The sequence below is a fragment of the Lacticaseibacillus rhamnosus genome (assembly GCF_900636965.1).
GTDB classification, from domain to species: Bacteria; Bacillota; Bacilli; order Lactobacillales; family Lactobacillaceae; genus Lacticaseibacillus; species Lacticaseibacillus rhamnosus.
Genome location: NZ_LR134331.1, coordinates 231,460 through 258,087 on the forward strand (window position 1 = coordinate 231,460; position 26,628 = coordinate 258,087).

Genomic DNA, 26,628 nt, shown 5'->3' on the forward strand with positions numbered 1-26,628 from the left:
AGCCAGAAAGCGAGGGGATCTTCATGAGTGAGGAAATTGTTTTCTTCAATCCCGGCGATGCAGTTGCCAATGATTTCGACTTCGCAGCTGCTCGGCGTAGTGCGCAGATTTACAAAGCACAGCATGTCGTTGATGAAGGCTTGGTAGTTGCCAAAGATAAAGACGGCAAGTATTCGGTCTTTTATGAGGCTGCCGGTACACCTGATTCACAGGCTAAAGGCGCATACAAAGATGTTGGCAAGTATACGATCCTAGCTCACTTATGACGAAGACAGTCTGGTATCGCGTAGCCTTGGTGGTAGTTGCTGTCATTCTTATCGGAGTTCTTTATGGTTTAATGCAGCAAGAACAAATCGCGAATCCTTTTTTGGTTGGCAGTCTTGGCTTAATTCTCGGCGTTGACCTTGCTTTACTGCTTGCCAATCTTTGGCCCGTGCATCATTCGCGCAAGCCTTAAAAATAATCATTCAAAAAATGCCAATCAATCCGCGGCCGGAAAATTTGCGCCGTGGCTTGGTTGGCATTTTTGCTTCGTTGACCGGTAACTTAGTCGTTGACAATATAGCGTGGCTGTTTGCCTGACAAAATCGCCAAAGTGTTGTCCGTGACAATTTTTGCCATGGCATCACGCGCCTCGACTGTTGCGTTCCCGATATGCGGGGTCAAAACCACATTATCAAGGGCCTTTAGTTCTGAGCTAACGTGGGGTTCGGCTTCGTAGACATCCAGCGCAGCACCAGCGAGGCGATGCGCCGTGAGTTGTTCAAGTAAGGCAGCTTCATCGATCAAGGGACCGCGTGCGGCGTTGATCAGATAAGCGCTCGGTTTCATGGTTGCCAGTGCCTGAGCATCCAACAAATGGTGGGTAGCCGGGACTAGTGGCAGGTGAAGGGTGACAAGATCGCTTTGTTGCAAGAGTGTCGCCTGATCCGTAAAGGTGGCACCTAGGCTTTGCTCTTTTTCCGATGGCAGTTGATGATGCTGCGTGTAAAGGATGTTCGCATCAAAAGCATGGACACGTTTGGCAACTGCTTGGCCGATCTGCCCCATACCGATAATGCCCACGGTTTTGCCGGCGAGTTCATGGCCTAAGAAGAAGGTTGGCGCCCAGCCGGAGAACCCGGGACCGCGCATGAGCCGATCGCCTTCTGTGACGCGATGTAAAACGGCGAGCATTAAAGCTAGCGTCACCTCGGCAGTTGACGTGGTTGATACTTTGGGGGTGTTGGTCACGAGGACACCATGCGCTTTAGCAGCAGTGATGTCGATATTATTGAAACCAGCGCCGTAATTTGCGATTAATTTCAAATGAGGCGCTTTTGCCAATGTTGCGGCGCTTACCGGAGTCGATAGCGCGGTGATAAGCACTTTTGCATCGCTTAAATGTGCCTGGAGCTCGGCTTCGGTAATCAAGCCCTTACCGCGATAGGCTTCAAAGTCCACGCCTGCACGTTTCAAAGCGTTGTTGGCCGATTTCGGTAAGGTTGCAGAAATATAAACTTGTGCCATGAATATCCACCTTTCTGTGGTCATCCGTATCTGATTCACTTTTAGTTTAATACAGCGCAGAGAAAAAAGTGTGGGCGACGCCAAACTCAGCGCGAAAGAATAACCTTGTTGGTAGGAACCCAGTAAAAAACGAGGCAAGATATGACGTGCACGACTCATTTGTGTTACACTGTTTTTGGTAACAAAAAGTAAGCAAAGGGGATTGATCGTTGATGGCAACTTTAACGCAAGATATGAAAGATATGATCGGTGCACAGCTGAATTACTTGGCGACGGCTGATGAAAATGGTAATCCGCAAGTCGGCCCTAAAGGTACCATGCGGGTTTTGGATGATCACCACTTGATCTATAACGAAGAAACCGGCAAACAGGCTTGGCATAACTTGCAGTATTCAAAGAAAGCAGCCGTAGCAACGGTTGATTACAAAGCTTTGAAGGGCTTCCGGTTTGAAGGCACCGTTGAATTTCATAACGATGATCAAATCTTTGAAGACGCGCAGGCTTTTGCTAAGGAGCGTCATTTGCCTGCAGCTATCAGTGCGGTTGTTATCAATGTCGATCGCATCTATAAGCTGGATGCCGGTCCAAGTGCCGGTGATCTGATCGAAGGCTAATGCCGCGTTGATGATATCAGCGTGATTTTAGACTTGTAAGGCGATACGGACAGTTCCGTTAATCTTTTTAATTAGTAAATTCATACCCCGCCGTTGTGACAAAGCGCATAACGGCGGGCTTTTTTGTGTTCTGAATTAAATACTAATTGTTATTATTAGCATATTTATTGCGAATAATCAGGCCGGTTCGTTAAGCTTAAGATAGTCAGAAGGATGTCAACCAAAAGAAAGGGTGAGAACCATGATGCATTTAATTTGGACACTGATTATTGGTGCGGTGATTGGTTGTATTGGTCAGCTGATCGTCGGACGCGACATGCCACTTGGCTGGATCGGAAATATTATCGGTGGGCTTATCGGTGCATGGCTCGGCACGGCGTTACTTGGTAGCTGGGGACCATCACTGGCTGGTATGGCTTTGATTCCTGCCATTATCGGAGCTATCATCGTCGTCTTCCTTGTTTCCTTGTTGCTGGGCACGACTCGGCGCAAGGCATAGGAGGCGGCAGGATATGAAACCGATCACGAAAGTATTGTTCGGTATTGTTGCGATTTGCGGCTTACTTCAGAGTATTGGCTTTGGCCTGTTGCTGTGGCCCAATCGCGAATTTACGCGCTTTTACGTACAGCAGGCCGGTTGGTTACGTCCTGTCATGATTGGACTAACCGGGCTTGTGATTCTGGCTTTTGCCATCATGCTGCTTGTCGCTATCTTCCGCCGCTCCACCGCCAATGCTTTGATTCTAGCCGGTGACGATGGTGATCTGACACTTGATAAAAGTGCCATCGAAAATACGGTAGCCAAAGCGATTGTCGACCGGCATTTTGCCAAGTCGGTGGATGTTGATGTCAGCATCCGCAAGAAGCAAGTGGCGCGGATGCGAATTGAGGCCTTTTCCGGAAACGTCAAGGAACTAAAACAAGAGGCGCAGCGTATCGAAGAAACTGCACGCCAGAAGTTGCAAGCGTGTCTCGGCGTTCCGGTCAAACATGTCCGGGTACATTTACTTCCAGCAACGAAAGTAAAAGCCAAGACTGCGCGGGTCATTTAGTTCAAACGACTTTGATGGATCACTGACTGTCATTCAAAGCGGGTGGCCGTAACTGGCACCGGTGGCAGCAGTGGTTATCAGCTACGAAAGGGTGATACACGATGCAGCAAGGAACCATTGGCGCTGTTGTCGGCGTCATACTAGCCTTTGCCTGGATGCGTTTCGGGTTTATGGGCATGTTGCTTGTCTTGATATTCGGCGGTTTAGGCTGGCTCATTGAACGTTATCTGGTGCCTAATTGGGCGACGTTCACAAGTTGGCTGACCGCGGGCAAAGATGCATTTAGCAAAGGAAAGTAGGTGAGTAGATGGATGCAGTAGCACCGCCAAAACCAGCATCAGTTGCAAGCCATCAAGAAACACTGATGGCCAACAGTCGCTTAACATTTGAAGATAAGGTCGTCGAAAAGATTGCCGCAATTTGTGCACAAAATGTTGATGGCATTCTAGGGATGGATGGTTCGGTGATGGATAACCTGACTGAAACCTTCTCAAGTGGCGAGAACCTGACCAAAGGCATTTCCGCTGAAGTCGGTGAAAAACAAGTGGCCCTTGATATGGATGTTTTCCTAGAATTCGACAGCAACGCACAAGCCATTTTCAAACAATTGTGTGAGAAAATCAGCGCACAAATTGAACGAATGACCGGGTTGCAGTTAGTCGAATTAAACATGCATGTCAAAGATGTTTTGACGAAGCGGGAATGGCAAAAACGCTAATCGGCGCTAAGGGACCCCATAACGCGTTCGCCAGCGCAGGGATCAGCGTGTAGGGATCTTGGTTGCAATGGTCAAAGTGCGACCATCACGTCCAAGGCCGCTTACACTCCGATCCTTAAACGCGCCGGTTCACACTCATTTTAAAGGAGAGATTTTAATGGACAACAAGAAACCCAACGGAATCAATAAGGAATTGAAGTTCGATGATGCTGTGATCGCAAAAATCGTCGGGATTACCTGCAATGAAGTCGAAGGTGTTTATTCGCTTGAAGGCGGCATGATGGCTAATCTTACGGATATGTTCAGCAAGGATGAAGACCCAACCAAAGGCGTTAACGTTGATTTGAGCGATAACCAGGACGTTTCAGTCACACTTGATGCAACGGTGCGCTATGGTGAGAATGTGCCGGAAATCTTCAACAAAGTCACCATGGCAATTGCCAAAAACGTTCGCCAGATGACCGGTCTGAATGTGACAGAAGTGAAAATGACCGTCAAGAACATGCTGACAAAAGAAGAAATTGCCCGCAATGAAGCTAAAAACAGCGACAAGAACAGTGACAAAGAATTACAGCCGGCTTAATGAGTCAATATATATAAACCGGTAAAAAGGGATAGCCCATCATCCATCGGGGGCTATCCCTTTTTGACGTTCAAGAAGCAATTTTTTCGACCAACGCGGGTAGTTCTGTCAGATTTGGCAGGGAATAAGTCGGCGTTATGTCTGGTAGTGGTGATAATTGCTGGCGATTAATCCATACGCAAGGCCAGCCGAGTTTATGACAGGGTACGATATCCCACCAATACCCCATTGCCACGTGGAGATGGGGTTGGTTGAGTCGGGTTTCGGCCGTGGTAAAAAAGGACAAAGTTGGTTTATAACAATGCGTTTGCTCCGGTAAAATGGCTTGATCAACTTGGTGCTCCAGCTGGTCAAAGTGGTGGGTCATTAAATCCGGGGTGGAATTGGACATGATGATGATTCGATGACCGGCTTGGCGCAATTGCTGCAAAGCGGGGATGACTTCTGGCCATGGTTGTAAGTTAATATAGGACTCAAATAAATCATGAAAATAATGGCTAAATAGTGAATTGGTGCGAAAAGTCATATCAAGATATTGCAGATCGCGCTTCAATAAGGTGGTGAAAGGCAAGGTGGTCTCGCCATACATGAGGCGATCCTCCCACGATTCGAATTGGTGCCATGCAGCCTGACCGTCAATACCATGACGAGCACTGAAGGTCATAAACTGGGTTCGAATGGGGCGGGTGTCTAGCAAAGTACCATAGCAGTCAAATGTAATATCCATAAAATCACCTTTTTGAGTATCTTAGCATGATCAAGGCTGAGAACAAGTCTTTAAAAACAAAGGTATCGATATATTCGGCAGGGTCGGGGTGTCTTCATAGCCGAGACCAATATAGTAGGTTAGATAATGGCTGTTCTTAATAGTTGCACGGTTTAACTAATTGACGTTCCTGCCAATAACTATTAAACTTTTTACCAATATCAAAGGGGGAACATCATGGAATATTTGAAGCTACTCGGCATTGTCATCATTGTTGTTGGCTTTGCCTTGAAATGGGATACCACCGCGGTTGTTGTGCTAGCTGCGATTGTGACAGCCGTGTTTTCTGGTATGAGCATTCCGGATTTGTTGACGACACTGGGACAAAGTTTTGTGGATAATCGGATGGTGTCGTTGTTTTTCCTGACCTTACCGATGATCGGATTGGTTGAGAGTCATGGTTTGAAAGAAGTGGCCGTTAATGGGATTCAGAAACTGAAGAAATTAACGCCAAGCCGAATTTTGAATCTTTACTTGGTCATTCGTGAATTAGGCGGCGTCTTTGGGATTTCCTTGTCCGGCCAGGTTCAATTTGTGCGGCCGCTGATTACGCCGATGGTCACTGCCGCGGCAGAAGCGAAACGTAAGCTGACGGATAAAGAAATCGACTTGATTAAAGCCCGATCTGCCGCCACGGATAATTTCGGAAACTTTTTTGCTCAAAACTTATTTGTCGCAACCGCTGGCGTTTTGTTGATTGCGAGCACGATGAAGAGTCTCAAGCATCCGGTAGAGCCGATGCAGGTGGTGCTGGCATCAATTCCGATCGCGATTATCACCTTGGTTGTAGTGGCGGTTTATAATCGCTGGTTTGATCGACAATTTGAAGAGACGCCGCGTAAAGGAGGCAAAAAGTGATGGTCGACACGTTACTGCTCATTCTTTATGCACTCATCGGCGTTGTCATGGCGATTGCCGGGATTGAAGCCTTTCGGGCAAAAGACAATCCGGCTCGAATCGGAACCGGCCTGTTTTGGATCATCATGGCAATTGTTTTTGCGTTCGGGACGCTATTACCGGCAATGGTCGTTGGTATTTTGGTCGTTATTATCGGTATTTTGGCCTTATTCAAGCAGATTCAAATCGGCAAGATCAAGCCGGTTGATGGTGCGCATGCGGCTCAGGCAGCCAAACGACTTGGCGGCTGGGTGTTTGTTCCAAGTGTTGTACTGGCGATCGTTTCAATTGCCGTTGCCCAGTTTACCAAGTTAGGCGGGCAGGTCGGGATCGGCATTGGCGCGGCGGTCTCATTGATTGTGGCGATCATCATGACCAAGGCCCCCGTCAAAATGGTTTATAATGATACCCAACGGATGGTACGATCAGTCGGTGCAGCCGGTATTTTACCGCAGTTGTTGGCAACATTAGGCGCCGTTTTCACAGCTGCAGGGGTTGGCACTTTAACGGCTAAGTTGATTGCAGGTCTATTTCCGGCAGGCAGTCATCTTGGCGGGGTTATTTTGTACTGTGTGGCGATGGCATTATTCACGATCATCATGGGTAATGCGTTTGCTGCCTTTGCCGTCATTACGGCGGCGATCGGGATTCCATTTGTGATTGCCCAAGGTGCTAATCCTGCGATCGTTGCGGCCATTGGGATGACTTCCGGTTATTGCGGCACCTTATTGACACCTATGGCAGCGAATTTCAATAGTTTACCGGTTGCGTTGCTGGAAATGGAAGATCCATTGGGGGTCATCAAGCAGCAGGCACCCATTGCGATTCTGCTTTTGGTGATTCAAATCGGACTGATGTATTTCCTGGCGTTTTAGAAAGGACGATTAAGTATGAAGATTCTTGTGACAGGGTTTGATCCTTTTGGTGACGACAAGATTAATCCGGCGATTGAAGCGGTTAAACGTTTGCCAGATGAAATCGGCGGGGCCAAAATTGTGAAGTTAGAAATTCCCACTAAATTCAATGTTTCGGCAGAAGTGGTGCATGATGCGATTGTTAAAGAAAAGCCTGATTACGTTCTGAGTATTGGTCAGGCTGGCGGACGTTATGAACTGACGCCGGAGCGAGTGGCCATTAACTTGGATGACGGCCGCATTAAAGATAACGCTGGCTATCAGCCGTTAAACCATACGATCCATGAAGACGGCGAAAACGCCTATTTTACGCAATTACCAATTAAAGCGATGGCTAAAGCGATCAGAGAAGCCGGTGTTCCCGCGGCGGTTTCAAATACAGCCGGCACCTATGTTTGCAACCATATTTTCTATCAAGTGCAGTACATGCGCGATAAGGAATTTCCGACGATTAAAGCGGGCTTCATGCACATCCCGTTCTTACCTGAACAAGTTGTTGCACGGCCAGAGACACCGGCATTGTCGCTTGAAGATGACGTTAAAGGCATTACCGCAGCCATTGCCGCCATCGTCGCACACGATGGCAAAGACGACCTTGAAACCGTTGAAGGCAAAAATCATTAATTGAAGATTCACGTTGACATTTTCCGCAAGCTCACTAGGGCGTGCGGATTTTTTAATGGCCGATTTTTCCGTTTTCTCCGGGTGGGCGATATAATAAAGGCAGAGATAAGGACACGGATACATCCTCAGTTTGGCAAAGGGAGGTTGTGACAACATGAGTATCGGAATTATTGGATCAGGTAATGTTGGACGTGCGTTGGGACAGCTTTTTAGTCATGTTGGCGAGCAAGTTATTTTGTCGCATCGACATGGGGTGGCATCACTGGCTCCGGTGATTGCGGAGATGCGATCAACAGTTGAAGCGGGTACAGTTGCCGAGGCGGCCAATCAGGATATTGTCGTTTTGGCGGTACCGTTCAATGCGTTAGACGAGTTGCCGGCGCAAGTGAAAGCTGATGCCGTGGTGATTGATGCTACAAATTATTTTCCTAGCCGTGACGGCGAACGATCCGAATTGACGAGCCACCAAATCGCTTCATCGCAACTTGTGGCGCAACACTTTGGGACTAAGAAAGTCGTCAAGGCGTTCAATACGATTGCGATGACGAAAATTCGCAGTCTGGCTAAACCGAATCAACCAGCCGGGCGGATTGCGATCCCTATTGCCGGGGATGATGCAGCGGCGAAAAAGACAGTCACTGCATTGATTGAAAAGATCGGGTTTGATGTTGTTGATCTTGGTGATTTGGCTAATAGCTATCCGGCTCAAGCAGATGGCCCGTTATTCCTGTTCACCGGTGATGCTGATCAAGTTCGGGCGCAGGCAAATAAGTGACTGCAGCATGGTAGCTCACTTTGCACACAGGAGAAAAAATTGATGATTTTCTTTTATGGCATTTTGTTCATCATCGCGCTGACTTTCTTGTGGGTAATTAGCACCAGCGAGTACGCGCGATTGGTTCAGGAAGGAAAGTCGCGGCCAAGGGCGTTTGTTTCGGCCTTGCTGCTGGGCTGGATGAGCATTTTTTAAAAAGCCGCTCGCTGCAATTGAAGACATGATAATCAAAAATCGGCCTTAGTGGAGAAGCTCTCTCACTAAGGTCGATTTGTTTGCGGTTATTTTGTTATTGGCATTAACGCTGTGTCTAATTTTGATATGTGCTCACTGTACCGGCTGGCCGATACGCTTTTTGTGATTTGCCACAATCATTTTGGCAATGGCTTTGGCGATGTTTTGGTTCTTAAGGACTGGACCGTGTGAGTAACTGCCGATCGTATTCTTATAGCGCATGCCTTCAACACCGTCTTCCGGATTGTTACCGTAGCCTTCGATCATCTTTCCTAGAGGTTTTAGCTTATTTTTGTCGTCAAAATAAGTTCGCCCGCTATGGTTTTCAAATGCCTTGACGGTACCGAACTCGGTTTCGTATTTGGTGTCGCCGATCATACGACTGTCCGGTTTGAAAACAGTATGCAGCGGCAAAATACCGAGCCCTTTAATGACCGTTCCTTCACTAGTCTTGTAATAGTCACCGAGTAGCTGGTAGCCGCCACAGATAGCCAGCATCGGTTTACCATTTTCGATGTAGCGGCCCAAGGTTTGGGCATAGCGCAGTAAATCCTTGGCGACAACGGTTTGTTCATAATCCTGACCGCCGCCAAAGAAAATGAAGTCGTAGTCATCGGCATTGAAGTCGTCACCAAGACTGATGTTATCGACTTGTACTTGATAGCCTTGTTGATTCAGCAAGTAACGCAGAATTTTAACATCCCCGCTGTCGCCATAAGTGTTCATGAGATCCTCATACAAATAAGCGATTTTGATCGTATCAGCCATGGACCGAGCGCCTCCGTTTTTTTGATTGGCAACAGCTTACCACAAGTGAAGGGAAAAAGAGAAGTGAGCTGATTGATTGGTGATGGACAATTAAAGAAGGCGGGTAAAGTATCAGCTGGAACAACGCCAGACTGGTGCTTTATCCGCACTTAGTTGCCCTGCCATATGAATAGCAGGATTTAACGTTTATGTGCCTTGATCCAAGGTTGAGCCTTTTCCTCAATCGCTTGATAAATTGCATCCATATCCGAGTAGTCACTGATCTCAAACACGAATTCATCTGGCTGATCGTGAAAAGTCGGCTTGTTGTTTAAGATGATGTTCAGCTGGTCAAACTGGTTGTCGCCGGTATCTTTGCGAATTTGGTAGGTGAAAAACGCCGCTTCATAATTTTGAATATTGTCAGGTTCTTCATACAACACTTCCATAAACTGATGGTCGGTCTTGTAGTTGTCCTTTTTCAGCTTATCCCACAGTGCCTGATACTGCTGATGAAGTTCAGTTAACTGAGCATCCGTTAATTGTTCGTTTTCTTTAATTTCTTTACCGTCTAATTCCATTTTTTTCGCCTCTGAGTTGAATTACTTCCTTATTATCGAACTGTGTCAGGTGATTGTCAAAAGTGAATCCTTAGTGGTAAGTGTCAACTTAAAACAAGACAATTAGCTTTCACTGGCCTTAAAGAAGTCGAGCCAGCTCGGAGTATCGGAAATCACTTAATTATAGTAGAACTGAGAAAGAGTTGGCCTTTACTCCCATAACGCGCTCTCCGGCGCAGAAGCCTGCACATAAGGACCTTGAACGCAATGGCCAAAGCCCGGCCATTACGCCCAAGGCCACTTATGCTCCGGCTTCTAACCGCGCCGGCTCGCGCTTCTAACGCGTTCGCCAGCCCAGAAGTCTGCGTGTAAGGACCTGAGTCGCAATGGTCAAAGCCCGACCATCACGCCTCAGGCCGCTTACACTCCGACTTCTAACCGGGCTGGCTCACGCTCACTAAGAATACAGTTGAGGAGATGCCGCTTTTACGTTACACTTGACGGGTACGTGAAACCCTGTTTGTTCCACAAAATCAAACCCAAAAAAACGGAGGCAGACATGGATCCAACAGCTTTTGTCCACGCCTTGGCTGATCACGGTATCGTGTTGAATGACCACCAACAGGATCAGTTTGCGGCTTACTATCAGTATCTGATCAGTGAGAACGAGAAAATGAATCTGACTGGTATCACTGCTGAAGGGGACGTCTACCTCAAGCACTTTTATGATTCCCTAACATTAGGCTTGGTGGTGCCAAAATTGCAAAGCCAGCCATTGTCGCTGTGTGATGTTGGCGCCGGGGCGGGTTTTCCATCAATCCCCTTAAAAATTGCGTTTCCTCAGTTGAAGATCACCATTGTCGATTCGCTGCAGAAGCGGATTGGCTTTTTGGAACGTTTAACGGCGCGGTTAGAGTTGACCGATGTGCAGCTCTTTCATGATCGGGCCGAGACTTTTGGTGCCAAAAAATCGCCGCACCGTGGCCAGTATGATCTGGTGACAGCACGCGCGGTGGCGGCGCTGAACGTCTTAGCAGAACTCTGTTTACCACTCGCCAAGCAGCACGGGCAGTTTGTAGCGATGAAGGCCGCCGCAACTCCTGAAGAATTAATAGCGGCCAAACCGGCAATCAACCTACTTGGCGGTAAACTCGTTCAGGATGCAGCGCTGACCTTGCCGGAAACCGGGGATACGCGCCATTTGTTAGTGATTGAAAAAGTTAAACCGACACCGAATAAATATCCCCGGAAACCGGGAATGCCGAATAAACAACCATTGGGAGGTGCATAGCGCGTGGCATTATCATTTTTTGGCCATAAAAAGTCAGATGACGAGACGGTCGTGCAACAATTACCGCTTAAAGCTATTGTCCCCAATCAATTTCAGCCGCGAAAAGTTTTTACTTCCGAATCCATTCAGGAATTAGCTGCTACGATCAAAGAACACGGCTTGTTGCAGCCCATTATTGTGCGTGAATACGCGCCAGATCAGTACGAAATTATTGCCGGAGAACGACGCTACCGGGCAATGCAACTGCTAGGTTGGGAAAAAGCACCAGCCATTGTGCAAAAGATGGATGATGATGAAAGTGCGTCAATGGCTTTAGTTGAAAACCTGCAACGTGAAGGTTTAAGTGCGATTGAAGAAGGGCAGGCTTATGTTGCGCTGATGAAACTGAATCACCTAACCCAAGGCGCATTAGCCCAACAATTAGGTAAAAGTCAGGCTTTTGTTGCCAATAAGATCCGGCTGCTGAAGCTTAGTGCGCCGGTGCAAGAAGCCATTATGAATGGTCAAATCAGCGAGCGTCATGGCCGTGAGTTGTTAAAACTCGATGAATCCGAACAAGTACCAGCCTTACAACAGGTTTTTGCGGAAAAACTGACAGTCAAGGAAACAGCTGCGTTAGTAAATGAACGGTTGCGCCCAAAGAAGCCCACACCAAAGCCTAAGCCAAAAGTTCGGCGATCAGCGGTGAGTCATGATACCCGCATCGCTTGGAACACGTTGAAACGTTCGGTTAAGATGATTCGGGATACGGGAATGACAGTCACGGCCAAAGAAGAAGATACCGATGACGCATACCGTATGATCATCGAGATTCCAAAAGAGAAGAGATAGGAGGAACTCATGACACATATCATTGCTGTTGCCAACCAAAAAGGCGGTGTTGGGAAAACAACAACGACCATTAATCTGGGAGCGTGTTTGGCTAACCTGGGTAAGAAAATTCTGATTGTAGATGCTGATGCTCAAGGCAATGCGACAAGCGGTGTCGGGATTCAAAAGGCCCAAGTCGAAAAAGATATCTATGACGTGTTAGTCAATGAGGATCCGATTACTGAAGCCATTTTACCGACAAAGCACAAGAATCTTTTTATTGTTCCGGCAACGATTCAATTAGCAGGAGCAGAAATCGAATTAACCAGTCAGATGGCACGGGAGATGCGGCTGAAGTTAGGTTTACACCCGGTGGCGGAGCAGTACGACTATATCTTGATCGATTGTCCACCATCTTTAGGCCAGCTTTCCATCAACGCGTTTACAGCAAGCGATTCGATTTTGATTCCGGTACAAAGCGAATATTACGCGTTGGAAGGATTGAGCCAACTGCTTAATACGGTGCGCCTTGTTCAAAAGCATTTCAATCCAAGTTTGGCAATTGAAGGCGTTTTGTTAACCATGTATGATGCGCGAACCAATTTAGGGGCGCAAGTGATTGATGAAGTGCGCAAATATTTTGGTGATAAAGTCTATACAACCGTGATTCCGCGGATTACCCGGCTGGCTGAAGCGCCAAGTTATGGCCTGCCGATCGTGGATTTTGATCCGAAATCACGGGGATCCGAAGTTTACGAGGCATTAGCCAAGGAGGTGCTGGCTGCTCATGGCGAATAAGAATAGTAAAGGATTAGGTCGGGGAATCGATGCGATCTTCAAGGATTTTGAAAGTCCCGATCTAAGTGCCAACAATACCGTTGAGGAACTGCCGCTGGTCGATATCCGTCCCAATCCCTACCAACCGCGTAAAACCTTTGATCAAGAAGGCTTAAAAGAACTAGCTGATTCGATCAAGCAAACCGGGGTTTTTCAGCCGATAATTGTGCGCAAAAGTGTTTCGGGTTATGAAATCATCACTGGTGAACGGCGCTTTCGGGCGTCAAAACTGGCCGGCAAGGAAACCATTCCCGCCATTGTTCGCGACTTTAATGATCCGGAAATGATGGAAATTGCCGTGTTGGAAAACCTGCAGCGAGAAGATTTAACCCCGTTGGATGAAGCACAGGCATATGATACGTTGATCAAACGCTTAAATCTGACGCAAGCAGAGGTCTCGGCCCGGCTAGGAAAAAGTCGGCCTTACATCGCTAACTATCTGCGGCTATTGACGTTGCCACAACCGGTTAAGCAGATGTTGAGCGCTAATCAGCTGTCGATGGGGCAAGCCCGAACGCTGCTGAGTCTTAAAGATAAGACCAAAATGGTGGCAGTTGCTAAAAAGACGATCAGCGAAAATTTGACGGTTCGCCAACTTGAACGGCTCATTAATCAAATGAATGCCGGCACCAATCGGCCAGCGACCAAGGAAAAACCGAAGTCGCCGTATGTACGCGCAACCGAGAATCAGTTAGGTGAGCGCTTCGGAACTAAGGTCAATATTAATGAAGGCAGTAAAGGCAAGGGCAAGATCGAAATTGATTTTAGCTCTGAAAAAGACCTGAACCGTATTTTAGCCATGCTTGACGTCAATATTGATTAACTGGCAAAACAGTTGGAGGTGGGCGCATGTATCAACTACATGATCTGGTTCAAATGAAGAAACCGCACGCGTGCGGCACAAATCGTTGGGAGATCATCCGCTTAGGGGCAGATATCAAAGTACGTTGCACCGGTTGCGGACATATCGTGATGATGTCGCGCCGTGATTTTGAGAAGCGACTCAAAAAAGTGTTGGGTCAGGCAGAACAAACAGACTAAATAGAAAGTGTGAAATAACCAAATGGCTTTAACAGCAGGTATTGTCGGACTTCCCAATGTTGGCAAGTCCACGCTTTTTAATGCAATTACTAAGGCGGGTGCGGAGATGGCAAATTATCCGTTTGCCACCATTGACCCGAATGTTGGGATGGTTGAAGTGCCGGATAAACGACTGGCACGCATCGATGAACTGATTCCCGCTAAAAAAATCATTCATACGACTTTTGAATTCACCGATATTGCCGGAATTGTCAAAGGTGCTTCTAAGGGGGAAGGACTGGGCAACAAGTTCCTGGAAAATATTCGGCAAGTGGATGCGATTGTTCATGTTGTCCGTGCGTTTGATGATGACAATATTACCAGCGTCACCGGTAAAGTCGATCCGCTAGAAGATATGGCCACCATTAACATGGAACTGGCCATTGCGGACTTGGATTCAGTCAACAAACGCTATGCCAAGGTCGAAAAAGTGGCGCGGACACAAACAAACGATAAAGAAGCTCAGGCTGAGTTTAAAGTGTTGCAAAAAATCAAGCCAGTACTCGAAAATGGCGGTATGGTTCGCAGCATCGACTTTGATAAAGATGAGCAAAAAATTGTCAAAGGCCTTTTTCTGCTCACGAGTAAGCCAGTTTTATATGTCGCTAATATTGCCGAAGAAGCGATGGCTGATCCGGATTCAGTCGACTATGTTAAGCAAATTAAAGCCGAAGCCGCTAAAGAAGGTGCCGAAGTTATCGCCATTTCCGCCAAGACCGAAGAAGAAATTGCGGAGTTGGACGATGACGAAAAAGCTGACTTTTTGGCAGCGGAAGGCGTGGATGAATCTGGCCTCGATAAGCTGATCAAAGCGAGCTATCATCTTTTGGGGTTGGCGACCTTCTTTACAGCCGGTGGCAAGGAGACCCGTGCGTGGACATTCCGTCGCGGCATGAAGGCGCCTCAAGTAGCCGGTATCATTCATTCAGACTTCGAGCGTGGGTTTATTCGGGCAGAAACCATGTCCTTTGCCGATTTGGATAAATACGGTTCCGTTCAAGCGGTTAAAGAAGCCGGACGTTATCGCTCCGAGGGTAAAGAATACGAAGTGCAAGACGGGGATATCATTGAATTCCGGTTCAATGTTTAAGCTGACTGGCCAAATAAGGCCCGCAGTGATGATGATTTTTTAAGATAGGAGTTTCAAATGGCAGAAAAGCATGAAGCAGACACGAGTCAAGCGGTAGACAGTGCTGCAGTTGATCAACAGCAAGCAGCAGGCGGTACTTCTGAAGCTTCGTCCGCAACCGATGCGGCAAGTAAGAATGCCCATGTTAAACAGGTGCGGCCGGCTTCAACAGTTCCGGAAATGATTGAACAACTCACCAAAAAGAATGATGAGTACGTGTTCAAGTTGCGGCGTGAATTGAAAGATGGCGGCATGTCTGCAACTGATGAAGAGACCTTACTTAAGACGATGTTGCCGGAAATGATTACGGCGCAACGTCAAGGCAAGCCCGCTACCCAGCTATACGGGCCGGTAACGGTGAAGGCAAACGAAATTTTGCATACGCCCAAGCCTGAACCCAAGAAGCCAATGTGGTTACTGATTGTCGATCAAAGCCTGTTCTTTATGGCGATTTTGGCGGTTATGTACGGTGCTTTGGCCTACTTCAATCCCAAGACCCAGAACACAGCTACTAGCGGTTTTCTTAGCCTCTTGCTGCTGAGTTTTATGGCCGGAATTTTCTTCGTGTACTACGCCGACTGGATGCAAAAAGACAAGAAAGAACGCCGCAGTGCATGGTTGGTTCTTGGAGGCGGCGTCTTATTGGTCGTTGCGGTTACCTTCCTCAGCAGTGCGCTTGCGTTGCTCAATACGCCGCTGACTCAGCCGATGCCATGGTTTGCCAACATTATCGTTGGGGTTGTTGCTTACGGCATTCACTGGGTGTTGCAGCATCGGTATCATCTCAAGAGCTTTTTCCAACGGTAGACTTGGGAAATCAAAGGTTGCGGTTCTTGAACAACTAGGCTCAATAAACTCAACGGGTGCTAGAAGACAGGATGCATATGTCTTCTAGTGTCCGTTTTTTCTTTGCTGCCAAAGGAAATTAAGCGTGAGTAGCTTGAAAACTAAACGCCTCGGAGCTAATGCCGAATAATAACAGGTGATTTTATGAGCATGATTGCAAAAGACGAACATTAATTTCGCAAACTGGCAACCGTTTTTATTTTGTTCGGGTCTTAATGAACAATTATGAGATTTTCTTTCATTTTTAAGCCTATGATACCGGTCTTTTCAAAAAAATTAACGTCTACGTTTGACGAGGCCAATTTCCGGTAGTACATTAGTCAACAACTAAAATTGAAAGAGGGATTTACGCAATGAGTAATTGGGATACAAAGTTTGCCCGGCGTGGTTTTACATTTGATGATGTGTTGTTGATACCTGCAGAAAGTCATGTTTTGCCTCACGATGTCGATCTGTCTGTACAACTTGCGGACAATCTAAAGTTGAATATCCCAATCATCTCAGCGGGGATGGATACGGTGACCGAAAGTGCCATGGCGATTGCAATGGCGCGTCAAGGCGGTTTAGGTGTTATCCATAAGAACATGAGCATTGAGGCTCAGGCTGATGAAGTGCTTAAGGTTAAGCGCAGTGAAAACGGGGTCATCGTTGATCCGTTCTTCCTCACTGCTGACAAGCCGGTTAGTGATGCAGAAGCGTTGATGAAGAAGTATCGCATCAGCGGTGTTCCGATCGTTAATAATACAACCGATCGTAAACTGACCGGGATCATTACGAACCGTGACTTGCGGTATGTCGATGATAAGAGCGTTCTGATCGATACCGTGATGACCAAGGAAGGTTTGGTCACTGCTCCGGCTGGCACTTCAATTGAAGACGCTGAAGCCATTCTGCAAGCCCGTAAGATTGAAAAGTTACCACTGATTGATAAGCAAGGCCGGCTCAGTGGACTCATCACGATTAAGGATATCGAAAAAGTGGTAGAATTCCCGCATGCCGCTAAAGATGCCCATGGTCGGTTGTTAGTCGCTGCCGCAGTCGGGGTTACCTCGGATACGTTTGAACGGGCCCAGGCGCTGTTGGATGCAGGGGTTGATGCGATTGTCATTGATACCGCTCACGGTCATAGCGCCGGTGTTATTCGTAAGATCAAAGAAATTCGCGAACATTTTCCATTGGCAACCTTAATTGCCGGAAATGTTGCAACGGCAGAAGCAACGGAGGCGTTATATGACGCTGGCGTTGATGTTGTGAAAGTCGGCATCGGCCCTGGCTCGATTTGCACGACCCGAATTGTTGCCGGCGTTGGGGTTCCCCAGTTGACCGCCGTTTATGACGCTGCCAGTGTTGCTCGCAAGCGTGGTAAAACCATTATTGCCGATGGTGGGATCAAATATTCCGGCGATATTGTCAAAGCGCTTGCTGCCGGTGGTAACGCCGTCATGCTCGGTTCACTCTTGGCTGGTACCGATGAAGCACCAGGCCAGTTTGAGATTTATCAAGGCCGGCGCTTTAAGACGTATCGCGGCATGGGTTCCTTAGGCGCGATGGCACAGGCTCATGGATCAAGTGATCGTTACTTCCAAAGCGGTGTCAATGAAGCTAACAAGCTCGTTCCTGAAGGGATTGAAGGCCGGGTTGCTTACAAAGGCAGCCTTGGCGATGTGATCTTCCAGATGCTTGGCGGCATTGAATCCGGTATGGGTTATGTTGGCGCACCGAACTTACAAGAACTACAGGATAATGCGCAGTTCATTCAAATTACCGGTGCCGGATTACGTGAAAGTCATCCACATGACGTCCAAATTACCCGGGAAGCACCAAACTACTCCGTTCAATAATCAAGATATTCAGTTTAAGAGCTTGCAGTTACCCACTTGAGGCAGCTGCAGGCTCTTTTTTAGTGAGCGCGAGCCGGTGCGGTTAGCAATCGGAGTGTAAGCGGCCTTAAGCGTGATGGCCGGTCTTTGGCCATTGCGCTTAAGGTCCTTACACGCAGATTGCTGCGCCGGGGAGCGCGTTATAGAAAGCGAGCGTGAACCAGCGCGGTTAGGGATCGGAGTGTAAGTGGCCTCAGGCGTGAAGGCCGGTCTTTGGCCATTGCGCCCAAGGCCCTTACACGCAGACTTCTGCGCCGGGGAGCGCGTTATGATAATCGCGAGCAAGACAGTTTTAACGTGCGAGCTTACCGGTTTTGATAACGTGTCCGATGAAAAGCAGTCAGTATCGGTGTGCCAAAAGTGGCGGCAATTGCTAACGGCCAAGGAACGGGGTGCTCTGTGGTCGTCAACAATGTTTGCAGCCATTGCGCAGTCGGCAGTAGTTTTATCAGCCGATGACTGGAGAATTGGGTAAATAACAGATTCTCACTATAAAATAGGATCAGGTGCCGCTGTAGAAGCGGGTCATGGATTGGCAACAGCAAATCATTGCTATTATTGCGATCACCCAAAAACAGTGGCAGTCCTGCGAAGTCGCGTTGTAAATCAAATGTCCGGCTTTTATGAGCACTGGCCATTGCTGGCGTGAGTCGTAACATGAAAACCAGTTTATGTGCTGCTGCCCACAACAACATATTGGCAATAGCAGCATCGGTTGCCGTGAAATTGAAAGCAAGCTGCTGTGCTGCAGGACTGGCGAATGCTTGGCGTAGCTTTGACTGGAGCTCAGTAGTGGTTTGTTTATCTGAATAAAGCACCTGCAGCTGCCGAACACCGCGTAGCCAATGAAGGTGGGTTGCCAAGCGTAGGGTCAACCATTCGTCTTGGTGGTGAAGCAGCCAATAGGTACTACCGCTTGAATGGGCAATGTTAATACCGGCAATTTGCATCGTTTGCGGCAAACTGGCAGCTACGAGGGTTGTTAATTTTGGCAAAAGAACACCTCCCACTTGAAATGCAAAGCACGCATGGCGCTCGTTTTCTTAGGGTTTTCGTAAAGAATTCCCGGTCCAATTTTGGTACAATGGACAGTGATGTTACAGTCCCTAACGATTGCCGTATAAATGGAGTCAAAATTATGAAGATATTAATTGTAGACGATGATAAAGAAATCGTTGAACTATTGAGCATTTATGTTAAAAACGAAGGCTATGAACCTATTCAAGCATACTCGGGCAAAGAAGCGATTACCAAGCTTGTGACCAATCCCGATATTGCGTTAATGATTTTGGATATTATGATGCCGAATATGTCAGGCATGGATGTGGTTAAGGAAGTACGCAAGGATTCGCAAATTCCGATTATCATTGTGTCAGCCAAAACAGCAGATATGGATAAGATTCAAGGATTGATCACCGGTGCTGACGATTACGTCACGAAACCATTTAATCCACTTGAGGTGATGGCGCGAGTCAAGAGTCTTTTGCGTCGGAGTCAAAATGAGGTGACCAATTCGGAGCCGGATGTGCTGGAAGTCGGGCCTTTGACGATTAAAAAGGATAGCCACGAGGTCACAACTTTGACCGGCAAACAGATTCAGTTAACGGCTTTGGAGTTTGGAATTCTCTACTTACTTGCCAGTCACCCGAATCGCGTCTTTTCCGCTGACGAGATTTTTGAGCGGGTTTGGCAACAGGAGTCAATTGTATCCGCCAAGACCGTGATGGTGCATGTTTCACACCTGCGTGACAAGATTGAAGAGGCAACAGATGGTGAGAAGGTCATCGAAACAGTCTGGGGCGTTGGCTACAAGGTCGAGGCCTAGTTCATGAGCGAAAAGGTCAAACTCACTGGTAAGGAAAAGTCCGAGTTGTGGATTGAAGGCATTGTGACAGTTATTTTGTTACTGATGCTGAACTTTGCGTTGTTAGTGCTGATTAATCAGATGATTGCGCATAATCCCGGGTTGGAGAATGCAATCTGGGGTGTGAAGACGAATTTGACTTTTGGCCGCGGCGGTTTTCATCTGTGGAGCTGGTCGAATCTTTTCCTTACCTTGATGGGCATTGCAGACGTCATTGTGGTGTACTGGCGATTGGCACGGCGATATCGGCAGATGCAGATGCGCCACGTGATTGCAGAGTTGCATTATATTGCGGATGGCCACTTGGATCACCGAATTAAATTTGAGGTGAATACCGAGCTGCAAAAAGTGGTTAGCAGCATTAATGCGCTGGTTGATTCTACCGTGAACTCTATGGAAGAGGAACGACGAATCGAACAGAGTAAAGATGAGCTGATTACCAATGTCAGTCATGATATCCGCACACCGTTGACCTCGATCATTGGCTACTTAGGCTTGATTGAGGATCATCAATACCGAAGTGAAGCAGAGCTACTCAAGTACACGCACACAGCGTATTTGAAAGCAAAGCAGATGAAGGTTTTGGTTGAAGATCTGTTTGAGTATACCAAGGTTAAATCAACCACGACCAAGTTGAATCCGGTCCGGTTCAATATGATTGCGATGTTGGAACAGCTTGCCGCGAGCTTTGAGTTGGAAGCCCATAAGAAACACATGCGGATCCTAGTCAGTGGCGAACCGAACCCATTAATGATGGAAGCTGACACTGAAAAGCTGGGACGCGTTTTCAATAATCTGATCGTCAATGCGTTGAAATACGGGCAAGGCGGACGGCACATTTTCCTTGACGCCCAGCGAATTGGCAGCGAAGTCGTCGTGAAGGTTTCAAATGATGGGGCTCAGATTCCCAACGATGCCTTAAGCCAGTTGTTTGATCGCTTTTACCGGGTGGAAGAAAGCCGCTCCCAAGAAACCGGGGGCACAGGACTAGGGTTGGCCATTGCGCAAAGCATCATTGCGTTGCATGGCGGGTATATTTACGCAGATTCCAGTCCTGAATTAACCAGTTTTGTGATTCATTTACCATTAAAAGTTGGCGCCTCGCTGACGGATAAACAAACTAAATCTAATGAGGAAGCAGGAAAGACGAAATGAAGAAGTTGTTACGTGGGTTGGTTGCCGCAATGGTCGCGGTATTAATGATAGGTGGTGCTGCTCCAGCGGCGTCCGTTGCAGCTGCCGAAAGCAGTGATACAAATCTGGTTAATGCCAAAGCCGCGGTTGCAATTGAACCTACAACTGGCAAGGTTTTATATGCTAAGAATGCAAGTACGGTTTTGCCGATTGCATCCATGACCAAGATGATCAGTATTGAGTTAGTTCTCGATGCCATTAAATCAGGCAAGATCAAGTGGGACGACAAGGTGACGTTGGATCAGTCAATATGGACAATTAGTCAAGACCGTGATCTCAGCAATGTGCCGCTGCGACGTGATGGCTCATACTCAGTGCGCGAGTTATATGATGCCTCGCTCATCTACTCAGCCAATGCAGCCATGATGTTGCTTGCAAAGGCAGTAGCCGGCAGCCAGGAGAAGTTTGTTAATCAAATGGATGCCAAACTCAAGAGCTGGGGCATTACAGACGCCAAAATTGTCAATGTGACAGGGCTGAATAATAGTCAGTTGAAAGATGCCAAAGTACCAGGCACTGGCGACAACGCGGAAAACGAAATGTCAGCCAAAGATATGGCACAAGTCGCGCAACACTTAATTAAGGATCATCCGGAAGTTTTAAAAACAACCAGTATTGCCAAGCAGACCTTCCGTAAAGGGACCGATGATGCGATCAATATGGAAAACTGGGATTGGATGCTCAAAGGTTTGGTTTCCTACGATAAGAACCTGCCAGTTGACGGGCTAAAAACCGGGACTTCCGATGCGGCTGGCGACTGCTTTACCGGGACGGTTGAAAAGAATGGCATGCGGATTATCACCGTGGTGTTGCACGCAAACGGCGATGCCAAGACACGGCGATTTGATGAAACCAAAAAGCTGATGACCCATGTTCTGGAAAACTGGAAGACCATAACGCTTGCGAATGCCGGACAAAGTATCAAGGGCTACAGTAAGGTCAATGTCAACCGTGGCGCATCACGGACAACACCGATTGCACCAAGCGCAAAAGCCGTTGCCGTTGTTCCCGCTGATGCAAGTAAAAAGACACTTAAGTATACTTACACACCGGCTAAGGGTGTCAAAAAGAACACAATTGAAGCACCCGTCAAGAAAGGTACCACGATCGGTAATTTGAAGGTAACCGCAAAAGACGATCAACTTGGCTTTGTGGGTGATAACGCACAAGAAGGTATCACCCTTAAAACGACCAAGTCCAATCAGAAAGCTAATTTCTTTGTCCTGATTTTCCGTGGCATTGGTGATTTCTTCAGTCACATTTTTTAGTCGGCACTGCTGACATCATGAGGTGAATGTTTTGGACTCCCGGTTGGAGGTCAACGCGTTCGCCTTTTTTGTGAGCGCGAGCCGGCGCGCTTAGAAGTCGGAGTGTAAGTGGCCTCAACCGTGATGGCTGGGCTTTGGCCATTGCGGTTGAGGTCCTTACACGCAGACTTCTGCGCCGGGGAGCGCGTTATAGAAAATGAGCGCGAGCCAGCCCGTTTAGAAACCGGAGTGTAAGTGGCCTCAACCGTGATGGCCGGGCTTTGGCCATTGCGGCTAAGGTCCTTACACGCAGGTTTCTGGGTTAAAAAACGCGTTATGATGGAACAGGATCACGAAGCACTGAATTTCATGGGAGGCTAGCAAGATGGTAACGTATCATGAAATTACCCCGGCTGGTTTGGCTAATCTTAAACAAGAAGTTGCGGATCTCAAGGCGATTCGGCCAGCTAAGATTAAGAACCTGGCTGAAGCAGCGGCTTTGGGTGATCGTTCAGAGAATGCAGAATACAGCGCCGCTAAACGCGAATTACGGCAATTAGAGGGTCGCTTGCGATATTTGGACAAGTTGATTCGGTATGCCAAAGTGACGACGCCGGCCGCGGCCAACCTTGCTGATATCGGTAATTGGGTGACACTTGAATTTGACGATGATCAGGATGAAGACACTTATGAGTTGGTCGGGCCAGCAGAAGCGGGGATGGGGGCAGCTAAACTTGCCATCAACTCACCACTGGGAGCAGCCGTTCGTCGCCATCATGTTGGCGATACGGTCACCGTCACGGCACCGAGTGGCACTTATCAGGTAACGGTTATGGCCATTAGTCCGCATGCGCCCGGTAAGTCAGTCGAGCAGCACGACTGAAGCAAACTCCTCGATTTATGACGGAAACTTTCAATGCTGATGCGAGGATCATGTTGGCCATAACCGAATGTCAGAAGAACAAGCATCTGAGGCGTGTTTTTCATCATGGTTTCAAATAGATCAAGATGAAAGCTGCCACAGTGCTTATGCTATAATGAAGCTTGAATTCACGGCATATAAAAAGGAGTAGCAGCCCAATGGCACTATCACTTAGAGCTTGTATTTTATTATTGAAGGAACATCACTTATTAAAAAGTGCGGCAATTCAGACCACTGAAGATGTCGATATGACCGGCATTGCCTATGATTCACGAAAAGTTTCCGGGCCGACTTTGTTTTTCTGCAAAGGGGACAAATTTCGGCCGATTTATCTGTCCATGGCCAAAGATAACGGCGCCAGAACCTATGTTGCCGAAAAGCCTTACGTGGAAGGTAATGGTTTAAATGCCTTAATCGTTCGGAATATCACAAAAGCAATGGCGATTCTCAGTGCGGCCTTTTTCGATTATCCGCAAGATGATTTGTTTGTAATTGCTTATACCGGTACTAAGGGCAAAACAACCGCCGCTTATTTCACCGAGGCGATTTTGAATGAGGCTCGGCCGCGGCACATCGCCTTGTTCTCCACCATTGATACAGTGGTTGGCCCTGAGCCGGATCAGCGGTTTAAATCGAACTTAACCACCCCGGAAAGTTTGGACTTGTTCCGGGATATGCGCGAAGCAGTTGAAAATGGTATGACGCATTTGGTGATGGAAGTTTCCAGTCAGGCTTATTTACGTAATCGCGTCTTTGGGCTGACTTATGATGTAGGCTTCTTCTTAAACATTACCCCCGATCACATCGGACCAAACGAACATCCGACTTTTGCCAATTATCTGCACAATAAGCTGCAGTTGTTGGTCAATGCGCGCAAAGTAGTGATTAACGCGGAAACCGAGCATTTTGATCAGGTCTATGCGGCAGCAACCACCACGACTTATCCGGAGAGCATTTATTTGTTCGCCAGCGCTGGATTCAAGCCTAAGCGCGACGACATTGATATTGATTTCCGATTTGACAGCCAAGAAGCTGATGTCGCCGAAAGTCGCTTTACACTCGTGCCGGTAACGGAAAAAGCAGCGGCACTTAATATTGGCGGTCATTATTCGCTGGCTTTAATCGGCGACTTCAATGAAAGTAATGCGACAGCAGCGATTATCGGCGCCGGCCTGGCAGGTGTGGATGCATCTGCTGCGGTGCCTGGCATCGCCAAAGTCAAAATTCCGGGACGGATGGAACATTTTCAGGTTCCGGGCCACGGTACGGTTTATGTGGATTATGCCCACAATTATGCTAGTATGAAGGCTTTGTTATCGTTCCTAAAACGTTCCTACAAAGATCCGCGCTTGCTGGTCGTTGTCGGCTCCCCTGGTGATAAAGGGGTTTCGCGGCGCCCGGGCTTTGCCAAAGTATTAACTGAGTTGGCAACAGAAGCCTTTTTAACAACAGATGATCCCGGCTATGAGGATCCAGCCAATATTATCAATGAAATCGACCTTAAGATTGATCACACCAAAGTTAAGGTTCACAAGGTGCTTGATCGTAAAGAAGCGATCACGGAAGCGATTAAGGCCAGTGGTCCCAAAGATGTTGTGGTTGTTGCCGGTAAAGGCGCAGATCCGTATCAAAAAATTCGGGGCGTCAACACACCTTGGCCGACTGATATGGCCGTTGTCAAGGAAGTCACCCAATCGTTACAGGAAGGCTGATTTGAATGCGTCAATTTTTCACCGTTATTGGTGGCATGGGGACACCGGCAACCGAGAGTTATGTGCGTCTGCTGAATCAACGCACGCATGCCCATAGCGATCAGGAATATCTCAATTATATTTTGGTCAATGATGCCACAGTGCCGGATCGAACCGATTATATTCTGGATCACAGTAAACCGAGCTTCTTCCCGGATTTACTAGAAGACGTTCGGGCACAAAGTCTGTTGCAGCCTGAATTCATCGTGATCGTTTGCAACACGGCGCACTACTTTTATGATCAATTAGCTGCTGCATCGTCTGTGCCACTGTTACACATGCCGCGGCTGGCCATTCGCGATATGTGCGAGCGATTCCCGAATGAGGAGCGGATCGGTCTTATTGCAACCCAAGGTACGATCAAAGATGGCATTTACAGTCATGAAATCGAAAATACAGGGCGCAAGGTTATTTTAGGAGATCAGGCGTTGCAGGACATGGTGACAGAGCTCATTTATAAGTACGTCAAAGAAAAGGGCGAAGTCAATGCCGAGTTATATCATCGCATCTTGAAACGGATGCACGATGATTTTCAGGTTAACGTCATTGTTCTTGGCTGCACCGAGCTTTCGTTTGCTCAGGAAAAAGCCGGTGATCATCCATATCATGTGATTGATGCTCAAAGTATTATCGTGGACAAGACCATTGCACTCGGTAAGGCTTTTCGGAAAAGTGAGGCAGCGGGTAAGGCATTGTTGAATCAAATGATGGTGCGTTAGTGTGCCGGAAAAAGGCGTCGGAAGCAGCTGGTTCATATCAGTAACTTCCGGCGCTTTTTATGACTATAGGCATCGAGCGGGTCATGCAAAATAATACTTACTTGTGGTAAGCTTTAATTAGTACCCAATAAAGGAGATGGCATATTTTGGCACATTTAACCAAATTAACTGACACATATACCTTGAGCAACGGGGTCAAGATTCCAATCGTTGGTTTTGGAACTTGGCAGACACCGGATGGGGAAGTTGCCAAGCATAGTGTGGAAGCTGCGTTGGCTGCCGGTTACCGTCACATTGATACCGCAGCTGCCTATGGTAACGAAGAAAGCGTGGGTGCCGGGATTAAGGCGTCGGGCGTTGCACGTGATCAAATTTTCTTGACCACGAAGCTTTGGAATGCTGATCACGGTTATGACGCAACTAAGGCAGCGATTGACCGTTCGCTTCAAAAATTAGGCGTAGATTACGTTGATTTATATTTGATTCACTGGCCAAATCCAGTTAAGTTCCGTGACAACTGGGAAGAGGCCAATGCCGGCTCTTGGAAAGCGATGGAAGAAGCTTATAAAGACGGCAAGTTGCGGGCGATTGGGGTTTCAAACTTCCGCGCCAAGCATTTGGATGCATTGCTGAAAACCGCTAATGTCAAGCCGATGGTGAACCAGATCTTCTTAAATCCTAGTGATTTGCAGCCGGAAGTGGTTGCTTATAATGATGCCCATGATATTTTGAGTGAAGCATACAGTCCACTGGGTACAGGTAAGATTTTCCAAGTTGACGCACTTAAGAAGATTGCTGCACGGTATAACAAGAGTGTGGCTCAAGTCGTTCTTCGCTGGTCGCTGCAGCATGGCTTCCTGCCGCTGCCAAAATCGGTACACGATGACCGCATCAAGGAAAATACCCAACTCTTTGACTTTGAGTTGAGTCATCATGATATGACGTTAATTGATGCTTTACATGGTGAAGCTGGTTTAGCGACAGATCCGGATACCACGAATTTCTAGCGTTAAGTCGTCAACCATGATTTTTGGCGATTAAGTAAACGATAGCTGTCAGGTCGAT

33 protein-coding genes are annotated in these 26,628 nt (G+C 47.5%); 28 read left to right on the forward strand and 5 right to left on the reverse strand.

What is annotated here, in order from left to right; genetic code table 11:
• The first annotated feature begins 23 nt into the window (after nt 1–23).
• Nucleotides 24–266, forward strand: a complete 243-nt coding sequence (locus EL173_RS01115) for a hypothetical protein (protein WP_005685287.1) — start codon at nt 24–26, stop codon at nt 264–266.
• Nucleotides 263–457, forward strand: coding sequence for a hypothetical protein (locus tag EL173_RS01120; protein WP_005685289.1), 195 nt, complete (start codon nt 263–265; stop codon nt 455–457). Before EL173_RS01115 ends, EL173_RS01120 begins: the two co-directional genes overlap by 4 nt.
• Nucleotides 458–546: 89 nt before the next feature.
• Here the strand turns inward: EL173_RS01120 and EL173_RS01125 are convergent, their stop codons facing one another.
• Nucleotides 547–1,509: a 2-hydroxyacid dehydrogenase family protein gene (locus tag EL173_RS01125; RefSeq protein ID WP_014571056.1), complete on the reverse strand. Its 963-nt coding sequence runs from the start codon at nt 1,507–1,509 to the stop codon at nt 547–549.
• A gap of 212 nt (nt 1,510–1,721) precedes the next feature.
• Here EL173_RS01125 and EL173_RS01130 point away from each other — a divergent pair, with 212 nt between their 5' ends.
• The 6 genes from EL173_RS01130 to EL173_RS01160 all read left to right on the forward strand — a co-directional run bounded on the left by EL173_RS01130 (nt 1,722) and on the right by EL173_RS01160 (nt 4,476).
• A complete protein-coding gene (locus EL173_RS01130; protein ID WP_005685292.1) occupies nt 1,722–2,123 on the forward strand; it encodes a pyridoxamine 5'-phosphate oxidase family protein in 402 nt (133 codons plus the stop codon).
• 241 nt (nt 2,124–2,364) lie between these two features.
• A complete protein-coding gene (locus EL173_RS01135) occupies nt 2,365–2,622 on the forward strand; it encodes a GlsB/YeaQ/YmgE family stress response membrane protein (protein ID WP_005690075.1) in 258 nt (85 codons plus the stop codon).
• 13 nt (nt 2,623–2,635) lie between these two features.
• The gene (amaP, locus tag EL173_RS01140) at nt 2,636–3,175 is read left to right on the forward strand and encodes an alkaline shock response membrane anchor protein AmaP (protein ID WP_005690072.1); all 540 of its coding nucleotides are present in this window, start codon (nt 2,636–2,638) and stop codon (nt 3,173–3,175) included.
• 101 nt (nt 3,176–3,276) lie between these two features.
• Complete coding sequence (locus tag EL173_RS01145) at nt 3,277–3,474, forward strand: hypothetical protein (RefSeq protein WP_005690070.1); 198 nt, start codon at nt 3,277–3,279, stop codon at nt 3,472–3,474.
• Nucleotides 3,475–3,482: 8 nt separating this feature from the next.
• A complete protein-coding gene (locus EL173_RS01150) occupies nt 3,483–3,893 on the forward strand; it encodes an Asp23/Gls24 family envelope stress response protein (RefSeq protein WP_005685298.1) in 411 nt (136 codons plus the stop codon).
• A gap of 157 nt (nt 3,894–4,050) precedes the next feature.
• Nucleotides 4,051–4,476 carry an Asp23/Gls24 family envelope stress response protein gene (locus tag EL173_RS01160; RefSeq protein WP_005685299.1) on the forward strand — a complete coding sequence of 142 codons (426 nt, stop codon included), beginning with the start codon at nt 4,051–4,053 and terminating at the stop codon, nt 4,474–4,476.
• Between the two features lie 70 nt (nt 4,477–4,546).
• Here EL173_RS01160 and EL173_RS01165 read toward each other — a convergent pair whose 3' ends face one another.
• On the reverse strand, nt 4,547–5,203 hold the full coding sequence (locus tag EL173_RS01165; protein WP_005690065.1) for an HAD family hydrolase: 657 nt from the start codon (nt 5,201–5,203) through the stop codon (nt 4,547–4,549).
• Between the two features lie 216 nt (nt 5,204–5,419).
• On the opposite strand from EL173_RS01165, the gene EL173_RS01170 reads away from it, so the two are divergent.
• From EL173_RS01170 to EL173_RS15045, 5 genes are all read left to right on the forward strand, one after another.
• Nucleotides 5,420–6,100, forward strand: a complete 681-nt coding sequence (locus EL173_RS01170) for a DUF969 domain-containing protein (protein ID WP_005685301.1) — start codon at nt 5,420–5,422, stop codon at nt 6,098–6,100.
• A complete protein-coding gene (locus EL173_RS01175; protein WP_005690063.1) occupies nt 6,100–7,014 on the forward strand; it encodes a DUF979 domain-containing protein in 915 nt (304 codons plus the stop codon). Before EL173_RS01170 ends, EL173_RS01175 begins: the two co-directional genes overlap by 1 nt.
• Before the next feature lie 15 nt (nt 7,015–7,029).
• A complete protein-coding gene (pcp, locus tag EL173_RS01180; protein WP_005690061.1) occupies nt 7,030–7,677 on the forward strand; it encodes a pyroglutamyl-peptidase I in 648 nt (215 codons plus the stop codon).
• Nucleotides 7,678–7,831: 154 nt separating this feature from the next.
• A complete protein-coding gene (locus tag EL173_RS01185) occupies nt 7,832–8,452 on the forward strand; it encodes an NADPH-dependent F420 reductase (protein WP_005690059.1) in 621 nt (206 codons plus the stop codon).
• Nucleotides 8,453–8,494: 42 nt separating this feature from the next.
• Nucleotides 8,495–8,647: a hypothetical protein gene (locus EL173_RS15045; RefSeq protein ID WP_005690058.1), complete on the forward strand. Its 153-nt coding sequence runs from the start codon at nt 8,495–8,497 to the stop codon at nt 8,645–8,647.
• A 132-nt stretch (nt 8,648–8,779) separates the two neighbouring features.
• Here the strand turns inward: EL173_RS15045 and EL173_RS01190 are convergent, their stop codons facing one another.
• Nucleotides 8,780–9,454 (reverse strand): type 1 glutamine amidotransferase, encoded by a 675-nt coding sequence (locus EL173_RS01190; protein WP_005685307.1) that lies wholly within the window; start codon nt 9,452–9,454, stop codon nt 8,780–8,782.
• Between the two features lie 179 nt (nt 9,455–9,633).
• Nucleotides 9,634–10,014 carry a hypothetical protein gene (locus EL173_RS01195; protein WP_005690057.1) on the reverse strand — a complete coding sequence of 127 codons (381 nt, stop codon included), beginning with the start codon at nt 10,012–10,014 and terminating at the stop codon, nt 9,634–9,636.
• A gap of 538 nt (nt 10,015–10,552) precedes the next feature.
• Here EL173_RS01195 and rsmG point away from each other — a divergent pair.
• The 8 genes from rsmG (at nt 10,553) to guaB (ending at nt 17,827) form a co-directional block, all read left to right on the forward strand.
• Nucleotides 10,553–11,284 (forward strand): 16S rRNA (guanine(527)-N(7))-methyltransferase RsmG, encoded by a 732-nt coding sequence (gene rsmG, locus EL173_RS01205; protein WP_014568987.1) that lies wholly within the window; start codon nt 10,553–10,555, stop codon nt 11,282–11,284.
• 3 nt (nt 11,285–11,287) lie between these two features.
• Nucleotides 11,288–12,115, forward strand: coding sequence for a nucleoid occlusion protein (gene noc, locus EL173_RS01210; protein ID WP_005685310.1), 828 nt, complete (start codon nt 11,288–11,290; stop codon nt 12,113–12,115).
• A gap of 9 nt (nt 12,116–12,124) precedes the next feature.
• Nucleotides 12,125–12,892: a ParA family protein gene (locus EL173_RS01215; RefSeq protein ID WP_005690055.1), complete on the forward strand. Its 768-nt coding sequence runs from the start codon at nt 12,125–12,127 to the stop codon at nt 12,890–12,892.
• The gene (locus tag EL173_RS01220) at nt 12,882–13,754 is read left to right on the forward strand and encodes a ParB/RepB/Spo0J family partition protein (RefSeq protein WP_005685312.1); all 873 of its coding nucleotides are present in this window, start codon (nt 12,882–12,884) and stop codon (nt 13,752–13,754) included. Before EL173_RS01215 ends, EL173_RS01220 begins: the two co-directional genes overlap by 11 nt.
• Nucleotides 13,755–13,780: 26 nt before the next feature.
• On the forward strand, nt 13,781–13,972 hold the full coding sequence (locus EL173_RS01225) for a DUF951 domain-containing protein (protein ID WP_005685313.1): 192 nt from the start codon (nt 13,781–13,783) through the stop codon (nt 13,970–13,972).
• Nucleotides 13,973–13,994: 22 nt separating this feature from the next.
• Complete coding sequence (gene ychF, locus EL173_RS01230) at nt 13,995–15,101, forward strand: redox-regulated ATPase YchF (RefSeq protein WP_005685314.1); 1,107 nt, start codon at nt 13,995–13,997, stop codon at nt 15,099–15,101.
• 57 nt (nt 15,102–15,158) lie between these two features.
• Complete coding sequence (locus EL173_RS01235) at nt 15,159–15,947, forward strand: DUF1129 domain-containing protein (protein ID WP_005685315.1); 789 nt, start codon at nt 15,159–15,161, stop codon at nt 15,945–15,947.
• A 392-nt stretch (nt 15,948–16,339) separates the two neighbouring features.
• The gene (gene guaB, locus EL173_RS01240) at nt 16,340–17,827 is read left to right on the forward strand and encodes an IMP dehydrogenase (RefSeq protein WP_005690053.1); all 1,488 of its coding nucleotides are present in this window, start codon (nt 16,340–16,342) and stop codon (nt 17,825–17,827) included.
• A 344-nt stretch (nt 17,828–18,171) separates the two neighbouring features.
• Here guaB and EL173_RS01250 read toward each other — a convergent pair whose 3' ends face one another.
• Nucleotides 18,172–18,861 (reverse strand): hypothetical protein, encoded by a 690-nt coding sequence (locus EL173_RS01250; RefSeq protein WP_014571059.1) that lies wholly within the window; start codon nt 18,859–18,861, stop codon nt 18,172–18,174.
• Nucleotides 18,862–19,004: 143 nt separating this feature from the next.
• Between EL173_RS01250 and croR the strand changes: the two genes are divergently transcribed.
• The 7 genes from croR to EL173_RS01290 all read left to right on the forward strand — a co-directional run bounded on the left by croR (nt 19,005) and on the right by EL173_RS01290 (nt 26,570).
• Nucleotides 19,005–19,691 carry a response regulator transcription factor CroR gene (croR, locus tag EL173_RS01255; protein WP_005685318.1) on the forward strand — a complete coding sequence of 229 codons (687 nt, stop codon included), beginning with the start codon at nt 19,005–19,007 and terminating at the stop codon, nt 19,689–19,691.
• A gap of 3 nt (nt 19,692–19,694) precedes the next feature.
• Nucleotides 19,695–20,885 carry a sensor histidine kinase gene (locus tag EL173_RS01260; protein ID WP_005685320.1) on the forward strand — a complete coding sequence of 397 codons (1,191 nt, stop codon included), beginning with the start codon at nt 19,695–19,697 and terminating at the stop codon, nt 20,883–20,885.
• Nucleotides 20,882–22,192, forward strand: coding sequence for a D-alanyl-D-alanine carboxypeptidase family protein (locus EL173_RS01265; RefSeq protein WP_005690048.1), 1,311 nt, complete (start codon nt 20,882–20,884; stop codon nt 22,190–22,192). Before EL173_RS01260 ends, EL173_RS01265 begins: the two co-directional genes overlap by 4 nt.
• A gap of 364 nt (nt 22,193–22,556) precedes the next feature.
• Complete coding sequence (gene greA, locus EL173_RS01275; RefSeq protein ID WP_005685322.1) at nt 22,557–23,054, forward strand: transcription elongation factor GreA; 498 nt, start codon at nt 22,557–22,559, stop codon at nt 23,052–23,054.
• 197 nt (nt 23,055–23,251) lie between these two features.
• Complete coding sequence (locus EL173_RS01280) at nt 23,252–24,805, forward strand: UDP-N-acetylmuramoyl-L-alanyl-D-glutamate--2,6-diaminopimelate ligase (RefSeq protein ID WP_005690042.1); 1,554 nt, start codon at nt 23,252–23,254, stop codon at nt 24,803–24,805.
• Between the two features lie 5 nt (nt 24,806–24,810).
• Nucleotides 24,811–25,563, forward strand: coding sequence for an aspartate/glutamate racemase family protein (locus EL173_RS01285; RefSeq protein ID WP_005690041.1), 753 nt, complete (start codon nt 24,811–24,813; stop codon nt 25,561–25,563).
• A gap of 146 nt (nt 25,564–25,709) precedes the next feature.
• Nucleotides 25,710–26,570: an aldo/keto reductase gene (locus EL173_RS01290; RefSeq protein ID WP_005690039.1), complete on the forward strand. Its 861-nt coding sequence runs from the start codon at nt 25,710–25,712 to the stop codon at nt 26,568–26,570.
• Nucleotides 26,571–26,628 lie beyond the last annotated feature (58 nt).